The organism is Kitasatospora sp. NBC_00374, from assembly GCF_041434935.1.
In the GTDB taxonomy this organism is placed as follows: domain Bacteria; phylum Actinomycetota; class Actinomycetes; order Streptomycetales; family Streptomycetaceae; genus Kitasatospora.
On sequence record NZ_CP107964.1, the window covers coordinates 3,185,319 to 3,201,602 of the forward strand.

General features: G+C 70.9%; 10 protein-coding genes and 2 rRNA genes. 1 reads left to right on the forward strand and 11 read right to left on the reverse strand.

The genetic code is table 11. The features are described from left to right. The first annotated feature begins 69 nt into the window (after nt 1-69). Nucleotides 70-975: a LysR substrate-binding domain-containing protein gene (locus OG871_RS14235; RefSeq protein ID WP_371503307.1), complete on the forward strand. Its 906-nt coding sequence runs from the start codon at nt 70-72 to the stop codon at nt 973-975. 36 nt (nt 976-1,011) lie between these two features. Here the strand turns inward: OG871_RS14235 and OG871_RS14240 are convergent, their stop codons facing one another. The 11 genes from OG871_RS14240 to OG871_RS14290 all read right to left on the reverse strand — a co-directional run bounded on the left by OG871_RS14240 (nt 1,012) and on the right by OG871_RS14290 (nt 16,272). Beyond that, the gene (locus tag OG871_RS14240; protein WP_371497129.1) at nt 1,012-1,767 is read right to left on the reverse strand and encodes a ZIP family metal transporter; all 756 of its coding nucleotides are present in this window, start codon (nt 1,765-1,767) and stop codon (nt 1,012-1,014) included. A 312-nt stretch (nt 1,768-2,079) separates the two neighbouring features. Beyond that, complete coding sequence (locus tag OG871_RS14245) at nt 2,080-2,580, reverse strand: DUF6278 family protein (RefSeq protein WP_371497130.1); 501 nt, start codon at nt 2,578-2,580, stop codon at nt 2,080-2,082. 131 nt (nt 2,581-2,711) lie between these two features. Next, nucleotides 2,712-4,307: a restriction endonuclease gene (locus OG871_RS14250; RefSeq protein ID WP_371497131.1), complete on the reverse strand. Its 1,596-nt coding sequence runs from the start codon at nt 4,305-4,307 to the stop codon at nt 2,712-2,714. A gap of 164 nt (nt 4,308-4,471) precedes the next feature. Continuing rightward, entirely contained in the window at nt 4,472-6,223 is a 1,752-nt protein-coding gene (locus tag OG871_RS14255; protein ID WP_371497132.1) for a hypothetical protein, read from the reverse strand. A 264-nt stretch (nt 6,224-6,487) separates the two neighbouring features. Then, complete coding sequence (locus tag OG871_RS14260; RefSeq protein ID WP_371497133.1) at nt 6,488-7,135, reverse strand: YigZ family protein; 648 nt, start codon at nt 7,133-7,135, stop codon at nt 6,488-6,490. A gap of 232 nt (nt 7,136-7,367) precedes the next feature. After that, entirely contained in the window at nt 7,368-8,657 is a 1,290-nt protein-coding gene (locus tag OG871_RS14265; protein WP_371497134.1) for an aldolase/citrate lyase family protein, read from the reverse strand. Between the two features lie 147 nt (nt 8,658-8,804). Beyond that, nucleotides 8,805-10,517, reverse strand: coding sequence for a DUF2637 domain-containing protein (locus OG871_RS14270; protein WP_371497135.1), 1,713 nt, complete (start codon nt 10,515-10,517; stop codon nt 8,805-8,807). Nucleotides 10,518-10,706: 189 nt separating this feature from the next. Beyond that, nucleotides 10,707-11,363 carry a response regulator gene (locus OG871_RS14275; RefSeq protein ID WP_371497136.1) on the reverse strand — a complete coding sequence of 219 codons (657 nt, stop codon included), beginning with the start codon at nt 11,361-11,363 and terminating at the stop codon, nt 10,707-10,709. Further along, the gene (locus tag OG871_RS14280) at nt 11,315-12,703 is read right to left on the reverse strand and encodes a histidine kinase (RefSeq protein ID WP_371497137.1); all 1,389 of its coding nucleotides are present in this window, start codon (nt 12,701-12,703) and stop codon (nt 11,315-11,317) included. The genes OG871_RS14275 and OG871_RS14280 overlap by 49 nt, the downstream gene beginning before the upstream one ends. Nucleotides 12,704-12,944: 241 nt before the next feature. Then, nucleotides 12,945-13,061, reverse strand: a 5S ribosomal RNA gene (gene rrf / locus OG871_RS14285). Between the two features lie 88 nt (nt 13,062-13,149). Next, a 23S ribosomal RNA gene (locus OG871_RS14290) occupies nt 13,150-16,272 on the reverse strand. Between the last annotated feature and the right edge of the window lie 12 nt (nt 16,273-16,284).

A 16,284-nucleotide genomic window follows, 5' to 3' on the forward strand; every position in this document is an offset into this window, starting at 1 on the left:
GCAGACCGTTTAGCATTGCTGCATCACCGCGCCGAGCCGACGGCGCGGCCGGAGCACCGGGTGGCGCGGATGATGGATCTCGGACGCCTGCGGGCCCTGCACGCGGTGGCGGTGCACGGGTCGGTGGGCCGGGCGGCGGGCGCGCTCGGCTTCACTCCGTCGGCGGTCTCGCAGCAGATCGCCAAGCTGGAGCGCGAGACCCGCACCGTCCTGCTGGAGCGCCAGGGCCGCGGCGTGGTCCTCACCGACGCCGCCCGCCGGCTGGCCGAGACCGCGCAGCAACTGCTCGCCCTGGTCGAGCAGGCCGAGGTCACCCTGGAGGAACAGCGCGGCCAGGCCGTCGGCCGGCTGCTGATCGCCGCCTTCGCCACCGGAGCGCGCGGCCTGCTCCCCCGAGCCCTGGCGGACCTGCGGGAGCGCTGCCCCGAACTGGACGTGCGGCTGCTGGAGACCGACCCCTACCTCGCGGCCGAACTGGTGGCCCGCGGCGAGGTCGACCTCGCGCTGGTCCAGGACTGGCCGACGGTGCCGCTGTCCGTCCCCGCCGGGCTCTCCCGGCTCGACCTCGGCCCCGACCCGGTCGACCTGCTGCTGCCCGCCGGGGATCCGCTCACCGAACTCGCCGTGGTACCGGTCGCCCGGCTGCTCGGACGGCGCTGGATCAGCGTGCCGCCGGGCAACATCTGCCACGACTGGCTGGTGCGCACCATGCGCGAGGCCGGCGAGGAGCCGGACGTGGTCTACCAGGTGGGCGAGTTCGAGACCCAGATCGCCCTGATCGACGCCGGTCTCGGCCTCGGGCTGGTCCCCCGGCTGGGGCGGGGGCCGCTGCCCGCCGGGGTGGTGGCCAGGCCGGTGGAGCCCGAGCCGTCCCGGCGGGTCTTCGCGCTCTGGCGCAGCCAGGCCTCCCGGCGGCCCGCCATCACCGCGGCGCTGACCGCGATGCGCGAGCAATGGGACGGCCTGGCCGTCTGAGCGGCGGCGGGGCCGACGAATCCAGGGGCCTGACCGTCAGCTCGCGAAACCGATCACCAGCCACATGAACCCCACACCCACCAGCGTGCACAGCAGCGTCGACCGGGACGGATGCGGGCTGTGCGCCTCCGGCAGGATGTCCGAGGTCGCCAGATACAGCAGAAAGCCGGCGAAGAAACCCAGGTAGAGGCCGAGCAGTTCCTCCGGGATGGTGAACAGCAGCGTGATGCCCGCCCCCGTCACCGGCGCCAGCGCGTCGGCCGTGAGCAGCGTCAGCGCCCGCCGCCGGTCGTTCCCGTACAGCCGGGTGATGGTGTACGTGTTGAAGCCGTCCGCGAAGTCGTGTGCCACCACCGCGATCGCGACCACGGTGCCGACCGTGCTGCCCGCCTGGAAGGCCGCACCGATCGCGAAACCGTCCATCACGCTGTGCGCGACCAGCGCGATCGCCGCCGCCAGGCCGACCCGCTGGGTCCCCACGTGCTGGTGCCGGTGCCCGTGCGTGTGCTCGGCGTACTCGCCCTCGTGGCCCCGGTGGATGGCCACCGCGCGCTCCACGATGTGGATCACCAGGAACCCCGCCGCGAACATCAGCAGTGCCTGCGGCACCCCGTGCACCTCGTCCGGGGCCGCGGCCAGCGCCTCCGGCAGCAGATCGAAGGCGACCACCCCGAGCATCAGACCGGCCGCGAACCCGAGCACCAGGTGGCGGCGGTCCCCGGTGCGCTGGGCGACGAAGCCGCCGATCAGGGTCATCAGGAAGGCGCCTGCGGCGACGAGCACGGCGGTCATCGTGGCGCTCCCCTCCGGCCCCGCCGGCTCCCTGCCGAGGGGCCCGGCTGCCCCGGGTGCCACGGTACCGGCACGCCTGGGGCCGGACGGCTGCGGGGACCGCTGCCCACGGGCGCAGCCGTCCGGCCCGGGTCCGGCTGTGCCAGGACCTGCGCCCAGCCTGTGCGCGGCGGCACCGCACCGCGCGTCGGACGGCCCGTCGGGGTGACGGCGCGTCGGGGGGCGGATGCCCGGATGCCGGGTGCCGGCGTGGCGGCGTGGCGGCGTGGCGGGTTCTCGGCGGCGGTGGGTGGTGGGTGGTGGGTGGGTGGGTCAGCCGTCGGTGGCCGCGAGGTAGACCGCGGACAGTTGGGGCGCTCCCTGGTCGGCCCAGTTGTGCCCGAGCGCCGTCACGTCCAGTTCGAGCCCCGTGGGCAGCACCAGCAGCGGCCGTCCGTGCGCGTCGAGCCGCCACTGCGCACCCGGCACGGTGCGGCGGATCACCGTGCCGAGGTAGAGCCCCGCGTCGTTGCCCAGCCAGTCCGAGACCTCGGGGTGGTCCCGCCAGCGGGGCAGCACCTGGTCGAGGGCGGTCAGCGAGTCGGCCCCGTCGTCGAGCCGCAGCCCCTCCGACTCGGCCAGCTCGCGCAGCAGCCCGCACTCGGCGAACAGTTCGGCCATCGCCTCCTGCTGGTCCTCCGGCCGGTCCTCGCCTCGGCCCGTCGTCGCACCGCCCTCCGCTTCGGGCGCGCCGCCAGCCGTCCCCGTGACGCCGGCCGGAGCCGCACGCCGACGACGCCGTGCCCGCCACCGGTCGATGAATCGGATTCCCATCCGACCAGAGTGACAGCCGACCCGACCGGTCGGTGAGCGGCGCGACGGCGAGCGGCCTGACGGTGCGCTGCGAGAGGCGGCGGTACCGCGGTGGCCGCACGTGGGTGCGCGGTCGCCGGGTCGGGCCCGGCTCAGCCGGCGGCGGTGAGCGGGAGGCCGAGGTGCGTCCGGGCCAGCTCCTGGACGCCCCGGCCGTCGATCAGGTGGATGTGGTCGTGCCGTCCGCCGGCCGCCAGGTCGAGCGCCGAGTCGGTGAACCGCCCGGTGGTGAGGCGCAGGCCGCGCTCCGCGCCCTCCTCGCGGACGGCCTCGGCGAGTGTGCGCAGCTGCTCCTCGCCGACGGGCTCCGGCTCACGCGAGGCCCAGACCACCCAGCGGCCCGGCAACGCGCTGCCGGGCCCGCCCTCACCGGTCGCCACCAGACCGGCCGGGCCGCGCAGCCGGACGCTCCACCCGGCCAGACCGCCCTTGGTGAGCAACTCCCGGATCAGATGGGCGAATTCGTTCGGCGAGAGCTCGTCCACCGCGGGCACCGCCGCCCCGACCGTGCCACTCGGCTCGACCTCCACCGGTGTGTAGGGATCGGGGGTGACCACCGCGGCCAGCTCCCGCAGCCGGACGAGCGCCTCGTCCTGCTCCGCGTCCGCGTAGACACCCTGGCCGTCCGGGGCTTCGCCGGGGTGGCCCGCCATCGGCTCGGTGTCACCGGCCGGCAGCAGCCGGGTGCGGGCGAGCGCGTCCCGGTCGGCGTCCACACTCAACAGGCAGAGCGGCTCGGCGTCGGGCCTGCGCAGCCAGCCGTTGAGCACCACCCCGGCGAGCATCTCGTCGGTGTCGACCGCGTCCGCCGCCTGGAGGGCGCGCAGCGCCAGCCGGGCCGCCAGCCGGAGGTAGTCCGAGGCCCGGTCGGGCGCCGGGCGCGGTACCGGCTCGATCTCCCCGTCCGGGCCCAGGCGGTAGCCGTCCAGCGAGGGCACCAGATCGAGCGGCGGCAGGTCCAGGTCCAGCACCGCGGTACTGGTGAGCCGGCGGAAGACGGCCCGGCAGGGTGCCGGGAGATCCTGGGTCGCCCCTTCCGCGGCGGCCAGCGCCCGTTCCAGCAGGGACTCCACCGCGGCGGGCTCGGACTGCCGGTAGGCGCGGCGGCACTCCTCCAGCGTCTCGTTGTACTCCCGGACCGCCCTGGCCCGGGCCTGCTCGGTCTGCTCGTGCGCCAGCCGGGCCGCCCGGATACCGCCGTCCGCCGCCTCGGCCTGCCTGCTCCGCCACTCGCGCAGCGCTCGCTGGTGGGCCAGCCGGGCCTGGGCCAGGCCCCGCTGGTAGCCGGAGTCCAGCAGGCGGCGGGAGGCCGGCTCGTCCGGAACGGTCGCGGCCGGCTCGGGCGGCGCGAAGTCCGCCCAACGCGGCTCCGCCCCGACGGCGGGGTCGTCCTCCCCGGCGGCGAACGGGCGCGGCTCGTAGCTGCGCAGCTGGCTCTCGAAGTCCATCGCGGACACCGGCAGGGCGGCCCTGCGCAGCAGATCGGCCAGGTGCTCGTGCTCGGCCCGGACGGTGACCGTACGGTGGTGCGTCAGCGCGGCGGCCCGGCCGTGTGCGGCGGTGTCCTCCTCCGTCCGGGTGCCCTGATCCGGGACCTCGGCGCCGAGATCCCGGAAGACCGAGGCCAGGAAGCCCGGCTGGAGGGTGGTGGTGGTGGTGTCCGGACGGCCTTCGGGTGAGTGCTGCATCGGCGGTCGTTCCCCCTGCTCGTCCGGCACCGGTCGGCGGGGCGCACCGACGGTGGCCCCACGCAGCATTGTCCACCGTTGCCCGGCCCCGGTCAGCCAAGCCGGGCAGATGGCACCGGCTGCCGGGAGCCGCCGGCCCGCGACCGTGCCGTGCGGCAACCTCCTCAGTTCGTCCGGGTGTTGGTGAGATGGAGACCGATGTACCCGACGTAGATCCGGCCGCTGCGCGAGCAGTCGTCGAGGTAGTGCACCCGCGGCGCCGTGCCGCCCCCGCCGATCCGCAGATGGGCGCCCATGAAGGCGCGCCGGGAGGAGTCGACGCAGGCCGGCACCGGCAGCATCCGCTGGCGCTTCCACTTGCCGTGGCTGGTGACCGTGCGGGACTCGCCGCGGACCGCCTTCCGGGGCGGGAAGTGGTGGCAGCCGGCCGGGGTGTGCTCGCACCACTGCTTGAAGTCGCCGCCCGCCTCGCCCCGGACGGCCGCCGCCGCGTACTCCTGCAGGGCCGTCAGCCCCTCCCAGGTGAGCCGGGCCCAGCCGGAGCCGTCGCACTGCCCGTCCAGCGCCAGGGTCTCCTTCTCGTCACCGGTGAACTCCAGCAGCGGGAACTCGGGGAAGCGGCAGACCAGCTCTCCGAAGGTGCCCGGAGCGGCCTCCTCCTCCGCGCCGACCTCCGCGGCCAGGCCCGCGTGGTCGACCGCGCCCGGGCCGGCCAGCGTGCACAGCCGGGTCGCGAGCGCCCGGACCTGGGCGCTGACGTGCCGCAGCACCGCGTCCTGCTCGTCCGTCTCGACCAGCAGCCGGGCCTCACGGCGCCGCGAGTGGTCCAGGCTGCGCCGGACCCGCTCCAGCTCGTCGGCGCGGGACTGCCGCTCGCAGCGGTCGGCGCCGCCCGGTGCGGAGGCCTGCCCGGGGACGGCGGGCCGGGCGGCGGCACGGGCCGAGGGCTGCTCGGATCGCGCCGGCCGGGAGTGCGCGGGCCGCGGCTCCACCGGCGGCTGGAGCACCGGGACGGCGGCGAGCAGATCGGGCAGCGGCAGCTCGGCGGCGAACCGGCGGGGCTCCCGGGCCAGCAGGGCGGCGGCCCGCCGGACGTCCTCGTCGATCCGGTGCCGGGGCATCACCGGGTGCCGCGCCCCGTCGTAGCGGCTGGCCGGGTCGACCTCCGGCAGGTACGTGCGCACGGCACCGCCGTAGACCTTGTGGTACTCCAGCGCCACGTTGAACAGCGGCAGCGCGGCGTGCCCGAGCACATGGAGCGAGGCGAGGCCCGTCAGCTGGCGCAGCAGCGGGTGGACCACCTCCGCCAGCCAGACGTCCATCGCCACGGCCGGCGGGACGCTCGCGATCACCACCGGGAGCCGGCGCTCCGGATCGCACAGCTCGTCGATCAGCTCGTCGACCTCGCCCCTGGCTATCACCCTGGGCTGCACGGACATGGCGACCGGGCCGTCGGTGGCGTCCAGCAGCGGGAGCAGGCCCCGGGCCAGCTCCGGCACGGGCACCCGGCTCGACGTTCGGACCCCGGAGCCGGTCGGCAGGTGCTCGGCCTCCAGCCGGACCCAGCTGGGCCGATCGCCGGCGGAGGCCACCGTCAGAGTGAGCTGGTCGATCCCGTGGGCCGCCGGGGTGCGCAGCCGGCGGCGGCTGTACCGCGCACCCGGGATGCGGCCGCGGAGGCCCCCGGTGTCCCGGTCCAGCAGGACCCGCTCGCCGAGTCGCAGTCGCTCGGCCGCCTCGGCGGGCCCGGGCTGCTCGGCGGGGGCGGCCCGCTCGGCCGGCGGCGGTGGCTCCTCGTGGCCCTCCTGTTTCAGCCACGTGGCCAGCAGTTGGTCGGCCAGGGCCACCGTGTCCCGGTGCGTCCGGGGTGTGGTGACGGTCATCCGGTAGGGCGGCGGGGCGTGCTCGGGTGTCATGCGAGGTACCTCCCATGGTGCGGCGGTGGGGCCTGAAGTCCTCCATCTGGGTCGGCCGGCGCTGGCTCGCCCGGCCTGCTCCGCGTGCTCTGTGCGGGCCGGCCCGCCTCGCGACCCGGTGGGCCGCCCGGCCGGGCCGGTACGCACTCCTTGTGGTAGAAGACGAAGAGGCCCGGAGCGGAAGTTCCGCTGCCGGGCATGGTTAATTCGTTCGGGTGTTACCGCGCGGCAGCTCTTGCCTGCTGCGCGACGGGCGTGGTCGGGTCAGACCGGGACCTCCACGAAGGTGCGGCCGGCCGGCTCGGCCTGGGCCGTTCCGCCGGTGGCCTCCGCCAGCCAGGCGTGAAAACCCGTCACCTCGTCCTCCGGGACACCCACTTCGATCCGCACCCCGTCCGCCTGATAGGCCAGATCGCGCACCGTGTAACCGGCCGCGCGCAGTTCGTTCTCCAACCGACCGGCGCGGGTGTGCCCGGCGGTGACGGCGAGCAGCGCCACCGGCCGCCGTTCCAGCAGCCCCGCCTCGTCCAGTGCCTCGGACACCGCGTTCCCGTACGCCCGGACCAACCCGCCCGCACCGAGTTTGATCCCGCCGAAGTAGCGCGTCACCACCGCGACGGTGTCGGTCACCCCGCGCCGCCGCAGCACCTCCAGCATCGGCACGCCCGCCGTACCGCCGGGCTCGCCGTCGTCATTGGACCGCTCCCGGGGCGAGCCGTCCCCGACCACGAAGGCGGTGCAGTTGTGGCGGGCGTCCCAGTACTGCTTGCGGACGGCCGCGATGAAGGCCTGTGCCTCGTCCTCGTCGGCGACCCTGGCGAGATGGCAGATGAACCGGGACTTCTTGATCTCGGTCTCGTGGCTGACGGAGCGCCGGATCGTCAGGTACGGCTTCGGGCTGGGCTCCGACATGGTCCGGGGGTCTCCAGAGCGGGGTCGCGGATTCACCGGCCGGGGCCGACCGGCCGGGGTTCACTGGCCGACCGGCCGACCGCGCTCCGTCTGCTCGGAAAGCAGCAGACCGGCGGGGTCCTGTCGACCCCGCCAGCCTAACGCGGCGCTCCGCCCCGCCCCGTACCCGGCGACCTGCGCTCAGCGGCCTCTCCTAGACGGCCCGCGTCCGGCCGCGCCCGGCCGCGCCCGCTCAGCGGCCGGCGAGCGCGTCGAGCTGCTTGCGGTCCAGGCCGGTCAGTCCGGTGACCTCGGCCGGGTCCACGGCGCCGCAGTCCAGCCCGCGCAGCACGTACCCGCTGAGCGCCCGGGCGGTGGCCGGCTCGTCCATCACGTCGCCGCCCGCCTTCGCCACGTAGGCGGCGAGCCGGGCCGCGGCGGCGGCGAGGCCCTCGCGGTAGAACGCGTAGACCGCCGCGTAGCGGGTCGGCAGGTGCGCCGGGTGCATGTCCCAGCCCTGGTAGTAGGCCCTGGCCAGGGAACGGCGGACCAGGTCGTGGTGGAGCTTCCAGGCGGCGTGCACCTGCTCGGTCGGCCCGGTCGGGATGACGTTGGTCGAGCCGTCCGAGAGCCGGACGCCGGTACCGGCGGCCGCCACCTGCATCACGGCCTTCGCGTGGTCCGCGACCGGGTGGTCCATGCTCTGGTAGGCGGCGCTGACCCCACAGGCGGCGCTGTAGTCGAAGGTGCCGTAGTGCAGGCCGGTGGCCCGGCCCTCGGCGGCCTCGATCATCCGGGCGACGGTGGCCCGGCCGTCGGCGCCCAGGATCGCCTGGGTGGTCTCGATCTGGATCTCGAACCCGATCCGCCCGGCCGGCAGGCCCGCCCGCTGCTCGAAGTCCTCCAGCAGCCGTACCAGCGCCGTCACCTGCTCCGCGTAGGTCACCTTCGGCAGCGTCAGGACCAGGCCCTCGGGCAGCCCGCCCGAGGCCAGCAGGGTGGAGAGGAAGAGCTGGAGCGTGCGGATCCCGCGATCGCGGACGGCCGCCTCCATGCACTTGATCCGGATGCCGATGTACGGCGGGGCACTGCCCTCCGCCACGGCGGCGGCGACCAGCTCGGCCGCCCGGACGGCCGCGGCGTCCTCCTCCGCGTCGGGGCGCGGCCCGTAGCCGTCCTCGAAGTCGATCCGCAGGTCCTCGATCGGCTCGCGCTCCAGCTTGGCGCGGACCCGGGCGTGGACGTCCGCCACCAGGTCGTCGGCCGGAACGCCGAGGGCCTCGGCGAGCTGCGCCGGGGTCGCCGCGTGGGTGTCGAAGGCCGCCAGGGCCCGGCGGCCCCAGTCGGCGACCGTGCCGGCCTCGAAGGCGTCGGCCGGGACGTAGACCGTGTGCACGGGCTGGCGGGTGCCGGAGTCGCCGGGGTAGCGCCGGGCCAGGTCCGCGTCGACCGGCGCGAGCAGCGCGTCCACGGCGGCCAGGGCGGCGGCGGAGAACGACGCCCCGCCCTCGGGGTTGCTACCGTCCACCAGGACCTGCGACATCCGGACTCCTCCACCGCACGACAACATATTCAACAGTTTGTTGATGTGAAGGTAGTGGCGGTGGACACGGGCGTCAATGGCCGCCCGATGGGCGGACCGCCCGGTACCGGACGTCCGGCAGGAGGCTCGGCCGCCTGCCCGGCAGGCTCACTCGCGGCCGGCGGCGACGTAACGGTCCTGCAGGTGCTGCCAGATCCGGCCGAGCTCGGTGGGGCTCACCGAACCGTCCGGCCGGGTCCCGACCACGTTCCACTCCCTGGTCAGGTACTCGGCGAAGCGCTGCGGGTCCGGCTGGTGGCCGTAGACGTCCATGTAGCTGATCAGAGCCTCGAAGCAGAGGTCCGGGTCCAGCGGCTCGGCCGCCGGCCGGCGGCCCGCCCACTGCTCGTCCTGATCGACACCGCGCTCGTCGCGCCGGTTCTCGCCCCGGTTCTCGCCCCGGTTCTCGCCCCGGTCCGAGGCGTCCGCCGCGTCCGCGGGGTCGAAGGGCAGCGGCTCGGCCACGGCCGCCGGGGCGGCCGGCTCGGTGTGCAGCTCACCGTCGAGGCGCACCGGGCGGTGCCCGATCCGGATCGGCTCCGACTCCGAGCCCTGCGCCGGGCCCGGCACCCGCGGCCCGCCGACGCCGACGGGCGCCCGCCGTCCCGGAGCCTGCGGCTGCCGGCCGGGCCGCCGCTGCTCCTGTGCCCAGTCCTCCGGGCCGTGCTGCTCGGTGACCCTGGGCTGGGCGGCATGCTGCTGCCGGACCGGGCGGACGGGCACCGCCTCCTCGGCCTCCGACGGACGGGTCGGCCGCGGCGGCTTGAACCACGGCGACATGTGACCCGGCACCCGCGCCGTGCGGGCGGCCTCCTCCATCTGCTCGGTGTGCGCGCGAACCGCCCTGGCGGTCCAGACATTCAGCTCGGTCTGCTCCGCCACCGGGTGTCCGGCCTGCTCGTCCGAGTGCGGGTCCTGCGCGTCCCGCAGCCGTACGGCGGCGAGCTTCGCCAGCGTCGGCACGGCCACCGCCGCGGACACCGCCGACACCGCGGCCTGGTCCTGCTCGACCTGCTCGCCGTTCCCGTCGACCTGCCTGGCGTCCGCCTGCGCGAGGGCCTCGCCCCGCACCGCCGCCACCTCCTGCACGCTCGCCGTGGTCAGCGTCGACCGGCCGGCCTGGGGGCCCTGGACAGCATGCAGGGGACCGTCGATCCGGTCCAGGACGCTCGGGTCGAGCGGCACGCCGTACTTGGCGAGCTTCAGCGGCAGCAGCGCCTGGAACGGAGCCGAGCGGCGCCAGCCGCGCCCGTACCGGAAACGCAGCTGCGCCCGGTAGACCAGCCGGTTCTGCTCCAGCCGCACGGTCTCGTCGTAGGAGCGCAGCTCCCACAGCTTCATCCGGCGCCACAGCCGGAACGTCGGCACCGGCGACAGCACCCAGCGCATCAGCCGGACCGACTCCATGTGCCGGTCCGCCGTGATCGCCGCGATCCGGCCGACGGCGTGCCGGGAGGCCTCGACCACGACCACGAACAGCACCGGGATGACGGCGTGCATCGCCATGCCCAGCGAGTCGCCCCAGGAGGCGGCCGCGTTGAAGGCGATCGTGGCGGCGGTCAGCAGCCAGGCCGTCTGCCGCAGCAGCGGGAACGGGATCCGCAGCCAGGTCAGCACCAGGTCCAGCGCGAGGAGCACCACGATGCCCGCGTCCACACCGATCGGGAAGGCGTACGAGAAGGTCCCGAACCCCTTCTCCAGCGCCAGCTCACGCACCGCGGCATAGGAACCCGCGAAGCCGATGCCCGAGATCAGGCAGGCGCCGACGGCCACCAGGCCGAGCAGGATCCGATGGGCACGGGTGAGGGATGGACGTGACATTCGTTGATCAACCCCTGGGACTCGGCTGCTGCCGTACGCGACCGTCTGCCGCCGGATCCGCTCCCGTCGGACATCCTTGTCAGACGCAGGATCACCGCCGGGCGCAGGATCACTGCGCGTCGGACCGTTTCGGCCCACCGGATACTACTCGTACACGCGTTTCACCCTGGCCCCAGCCCGGGGGCGCGGCTAGCCCTCACCGACCCCGTTGAGGTGCGCCAGCACAGCCAGGACACGGCGATTGGCATCCTCGGCGGGGGCCAGTTCCAACTTGGTGAAGATATTGGCAATGTGCTTCGCGACAGCTCCGTCACTGATGAGCAGTCGGGCCGCCACCGCCGAGTTGGAGCACCCCTCGGCCATCAGCGACAGCACCTCCCGCTCACGTGGGGAGAGCCGCCGGACCGGCTGCGAACGGGCGCTGCTGCGCAGCAGTTTGGCGATCACGTCCGGGTCCATCGCCATGCCGCCGGCGGCCACTCGGCGAACCGCGTCGATGAACTGGTCGGCGTTGAACACCCGGTCCTTCAGCAGGTAGCCCACCCCGCCCGAGCCGTCCGCGAGCAACTCACGTGCGTACAGCTGCTGGACGTGCTGCGAGAGCACCAGCACCGGGAGCCCGGGGATCTGACGACGCGCCGCCAACGCGGCCTGCAGTCCCTCGTCGGTCAGCGTGGGCGGGAGCCGGACGTCCACCACCGCGACGTCCGGCCGGTGCTCCAGCAGCGCGGCCAACAGGTCGGGCCCGGTCTCCACGGCGGCCGCGATGGTGAACCCGTGGGCCTCCAACAGCCGCGTCAGGCCTTCGCGGAGAAGGTAGAGATCCTCGGCGAGGACAACTCGCACGGCAGCTCCATGGTCATGGTCGTCGGGCCACCCGACGGGCTGTCGAGCAGGAGAACCCCGTCGAAGGTACCCAACCGGCGCTGGATCCCGCGCAGCCCGCTCCCCCGCTCCGGGCCGGCGCCGCCCCGGCCGTCGTCGGTCACCGTCACCCGCAGCTGGCCGGCCCGGTAGAGGATGTCCACCCACACCTGCCGGGCCCCCGAGTGCTTGGCCGCGTTGGCCAGCAGTTCACTCACACAGAAGTACATCGCGGTCTCCACCGGTGCCTCGGGCCGGCCGGGCAGACCGACCGTCACCTCGACGGGCAGCGCGGCATCCAGCGCCAGCTCCCGTACGGCGTCCGCCAGTCCGCGCTCCGCCAGGACCGGGGGGTGGATACCGCGGACCAGGTCCCGCAGCTCCTGGAGCGCCTTCGCCGAGGACTGCCGCGCTTCGGCGAGCAGGGCGCGGGCAGCCACGGTGTCCGTCTCCATCAGGTGCTCGATGGTGCCCAGGGTCAACCCGATCGCCACCAGCCTCGCCTGCGCACCGTCGTGCAGGTCACGCTCGATCCGGCGGAGCTCGGCCGCCTGGTTGTCCACCGCGTCGGCCCGGGTGACCGTCAACTCGGCGACCCGACGGCTGAGCTGGGCGTTGGAGGCACGCCCGTCCAGGACGCGGCGCGCGAGCTCCGCATGGGCCCGGACGGCGTACGGCGCCAGCACCACACCCAGCACGGTCATCGCGACCCCGAACACGGCCGAGACCAGCACAGCCCCGGACGCCCGGGCCTCGCCGACCGGGTCCAGAGCGATGGACGGGCCGCCGATCAACAGCCCGGCCACCGGCCCGACCAGGCACAGGACCGCCACCGGGTTCAGCAGCAGCCAGCCGATCTCACGGCGGGTCGCCGGATCCCGCAGGGCGTACTGCACCGTCTGGACCAGGTACGCAGTGCCCTGACCACGGTGGTAGGAGTACCCGGTCCACCAGTGGCCCCGCTCGTCGAGCTCCAGTGCCGGCCTGGCCGGGCGGACTGCGGAGATCCTGACGCCGTACCACCGCTCGACCTGCGACCGGGTCCAGTCCGCCTGCCGTCGGACGAACAGGGCGGCCAGCGAGAACAGCGTCCCGATCGCGAGTACGAAGCTCAGCAGCGCGCCGAGGTCGGTGGAGCCGAAAGCGTCCGTCAGGGCCACTCCCACCAGGACCGACCCGAGCACCGGGACCAGGAGACCGGGGGCGGCGGACAGTACGAGCAGGGGCAGTCGGCCCAACGAGTCCACCCCGGCACGGAGACGCGATTCGATCGCCGAGCGCGCCGCAGCGCCGCTGCGTGCCGGGTTGTCCACTGTTGCCACCTGATGACTCCTGAACTGAGGCGATCCGCGCCGTCGTGGCGGTGCACCCCTGCACCGCCGGCAACGCCAGTCTCGCCCCAAGCAGCCACCGAGGGCACTGGCGGTCGCACCACAATCGGGGTGGACCTAGCACCACCCCCGCGTGCCGGTGCGGTCCGGGCCGGGGCGGTCCGGTTCGGTTCGGTCCGGAAATGCGAGAAGCCCCTCCCGGGTGACCCGGGAGGGGCTTCTCTGAAAGATTGTTCGGCGGCGTCCTACTCTCCCACAGGGTCCCCCCTGCAGTACCATCGGCGCTTTGAGGCTTAGCTTCCGGGTTCGGAATGTAACCGGGCGTTTCCCTCACGCTATGACCACCGAAACACTATGAAACTGTCAACCGCACCAGTCATGTGACCAAACCTGGCTGGGGTCGTTGTTTCAGAACAACACAGTGGACGCGAGCAACTGAGGACAAGCCCTCGGCCTATTAGTACCGGTCAACTCCACCCCTCACAGGGCTTCCATATCCGGCCTATCAACCCAGTCGTCTACTGGGAGCCTTACCCTCTCAAGGAGGTGGGAGTGCTCATCTCGAAGCAGGCTTCCCGCTTAGATGCTTTCAGCGGTTATCCCTCCCGAACGTAGCCAACCAGCCATGCCCTTGGCAGGACAACTGGCACACCAGAGGTTCGTCCGTCCCGGTCCTCTCGTACTAGGGACAGCCCTTCTCAACACTCCTACGCGCACAGCGGATAGGGACCGAACTGTCTCACGACGTTCTAAACCCAGCTCGCGTACCGCTTTAATGGGCGAACAGCCCAACCCTTGGGACCTACTCCAGCCCCAGGATGCGACGAGCCGACATCGAGGTGCCAAACCATCCCGTCGATATGGACTCTTGGGGAAGATCAGCCTGTTATCCCCGGGGTACCTTTTATCCGTTGAGCGACGGCGCTTCCACAAGCCACCGCCGGATCACTAGTCCCGACTTTCGTCCCTGCTCGACCCGTCAGTCTCACAGTCAAGCTCCCTTGTGCACTTACACTCAACACCTGATTGCCAACCAGGCTGAGGGAACCTTTGGGCGCCTCCGTTACTCTTTAGGAGGCAACCGCCCCAGTTAAACTACCCACCAGACACTGTCCCTGATCCGGATCACGGACCCAGGTTAGACATCCAGCACGACCAGAGTGGTATTTCAACGACGACTCCACCCAAACTGGCGTTTGGGTTTCAAAGTCTCCCACCTATCCTACACAAGCCGAACCGAACACCAATATCAAGCTATAGTAAAGGTCCCGGGGTCTTTCCGTCCTGCTGCGCGAAACGAGCATCTTTACTCGTAATGCAATTTCACCGGGCCTATGGTTGAGACAGTCGAGAAGTCGTTACGCCATTCGTGCAGGTCGGAACTTACCCGACAAGGAATTTCGCTACCTTAGGATGGTTATAGTTACCACCGCCGTTTACTGGCGCTTAAGTTCTCAGCTTCGCCACACCGAAATGTGACTAACCGGTCCCCTTAACGTTCCAGCACCGGGCAGGCGTCAGTCCGTATACATCGCCTTACGGCTTCGCACGGACCTGTGTTTTTAGTAAACAGTCGCTTCTCGCTGGTCTCTGCGGCCACCCCCAGCTCGGAGTGCAAGACTCGTCACCAGGAATGGCCCCCCTTCTCCCGAAGTTACGGGGGCATTTTGCCGAGTTCCTTAACCATAGTTCACCCGAACGCCTCGGTATTCTCTACCTGACCACCTGAGTCGGTTTGGGGTACGGGCCGCCATGAAACTCGCTAGAGGCTTTTCTCGACAGCATAGGATCATCCACTTCACCACAATCGGCTCGGCATCAGGTCTCAGCCTTAATGAGTGACGGATTTGCCTATCACTCGGCCTACACCCTTACCCCGGGACAACCACCGCCCGGGCTGGACTACCTTCCTGCGTCACCCCATCGCTCACCTACTACCCTGTTGGGTCACCGGCTCCACCACGTCCCTTTGTCCGAAGACTCCGGGCCGGCTTCACGGGCTTAGCATCAAGAGGTTCGACGTTGGCGCTTCAAAGCGGGTACGGGAATATCAACCCGTTGTCCATCGACTACGCCTGTCGGCCTCGCCTTAGGTCCCGACTTACCCTGGGCAGATCAGCTTGACCCAGGAACCCTTGGTCAATCGGCGCAAGAGTTTCTCACTCTTGTATCGCTACTCATGCCTGCATTCTCACTCGTGTACCGTCCACAACTGGATTCCTCCGCTGCTTCACCCGGCACACGACGCTCCCCTACCCATCCACACAGCCGTTGGGCCTATATATGTGAATGACACGACTTCGGTGGTGTACTTGAGCCCCGCTACATTGTCGGCGCGGAATCACTTGACCAGTGAGCTATTACGCACTCTTTCAAGGGTGGCTGCTTCTAAGCCAACCTCCTGGTTGTCTCTGCGACTCCACATCCTTTCCCACTTAGCACACGCTTAGGGACCTTAGTCGGTGTTCTGGGCTGTTTCCCTCTCGACCATGGAGCTTATCCCCCACAGTCTCACTGCCGTGCTCTCACTTACCGGCATTCGGAGTTTGGCTAAGGTCAGTAACCCGGTGAGGCCCATCGCCTATCCAGTGCTCTACCTCCGGCAAGAAACACACGACGCTGCACCTAAATGCATTTCGGGGAGAACCAGCTATCACGGAGTTTGATTGGCCTTTCACCCCTAACCACAGGTCATCCCCCAGGTTTTCAACCCTGGTGGGTTCGGTCCTCCACACGGTCTTACCCGCGCTTCAACCTGCCCATGGCTAGATCACTCCGCTTCGGGTCTTGGGCATGCAACTCAACCGCCCTATTCGGACTCGCTTTCGCTACGGCTACCCCACACGGGTTAACCTCGCTACACACCGCAAACTCGCAGGCTCATTCTTCAAAAGGCACGCAGTCACGAGACACACAGCAAGCTGCGCATCCGACGCTCCCACGGCTTGTAGGCACACGGTTTCAGGTACTATTTCACTCCGCTCCCGCGGTACTTTTCACCATTCCCTCACGGTACTATCCGCTATCGGTCACTAGGGAATATTTAGGCTTAGCGGGTGGTCCCGCCAGATTCACACGGAATTTCTCGGGCTCCGTGCTACTTGGGAGAAGCTCAAGTGAGCCGTACAAGTTTCGTCTACGGGGGTCTTACCCTCTACGCCGGACCTTTCGCATGTCCTTCGACTACCCATACGGTTTCTGACTCACCCAGCCGCCGGCAGACGACTGAAGAACTTTCCCACGACCCCGAAGTGGCAACCCCTGCCGGGTCTCACACCACTCCGGTTTAGCCTCATCCGGTTTCGCTCGCCACTACTCCCGGAATCACGGTTGTTTTCTCTTCCTGCGGGTACTGAGATGTTTCACTTCCCCGCGTTCCCTCCACATACCCTATGTGTTCAGGTATGGGTGACAGCCCATGACGACTGCCGGGTTTCCCCATTCGGAAACCCCCGGATCAAAGCCTGGTTGACGGCTCCCCGGGGACTATCGTGGCCTCCCACGTCCTTCATCGGTTCCTAGTGCCAAGGCATCCACCGTGCGCCCTTAAAAACTTGGCCACAGATGCTCGC

Excerpts from the sequence above, each read along its gene's own strand:
- OG871_RS14260 (WP_371497133.1), bottom strand. The coding sequence starts at position 7,135 with ATGTCGGAGCCCAGCCCGAAGCCGTACCTGACGATCCGGCGCTCCGTC.
- OG871_RS14235 (WP_371503307.1), top strand. The coding sequence starts at position 70 with ATGATGGATCTCGGACGCCTGCGGGCCCTGCACGCGGTGGCGGTGCAC.
- OG871_RS14270 (WP_371497135.1), bottom strand. The coding sequence starts at position 10,517 with ATGTCACGTCCATCCCTCACCCGTGCCCATCGGATCCTGCTCGGCCTG.
- OG871_RS14245 (WP_371497130.1), bottom strand. The coding sequence starts at position 2,580 with ATGGGAATCCGATTCATCGACCGGTGGCGGGCACGGCGTCGTCGGCGT.
- OG871_RS14250 (WP_371497131.1), bottom strand. The coding sequence starts at position 4,307 with ATGCAGCACTCACCCGAAGGCCGTCCGGACACCACCACCACCACCCTC.
- OG871_RS14265 (WP_371497134.1), bottom strand. The coding sequence starts at position 8,657 with ATGTCGCAGGTCCTGGTGGACGGTAGCAACCCCGAGGGCGGGGCGTCG.
- OG871_RS14255 (WP_371497132.1), bottom strand. The coding sequence starts at position 6,223 with ATGACACCCGAGCACGCCCCGCCGCCCTACCGGATGACCGTCACCACA.
- OG871_RS14240 (WP_371497129.1), bottom strand. The coding sequence starts at position 1,767 with ATGACCGCCGTGCTCGTCGCCGCAGGCGCCTTCCTGATGACCCTGATC.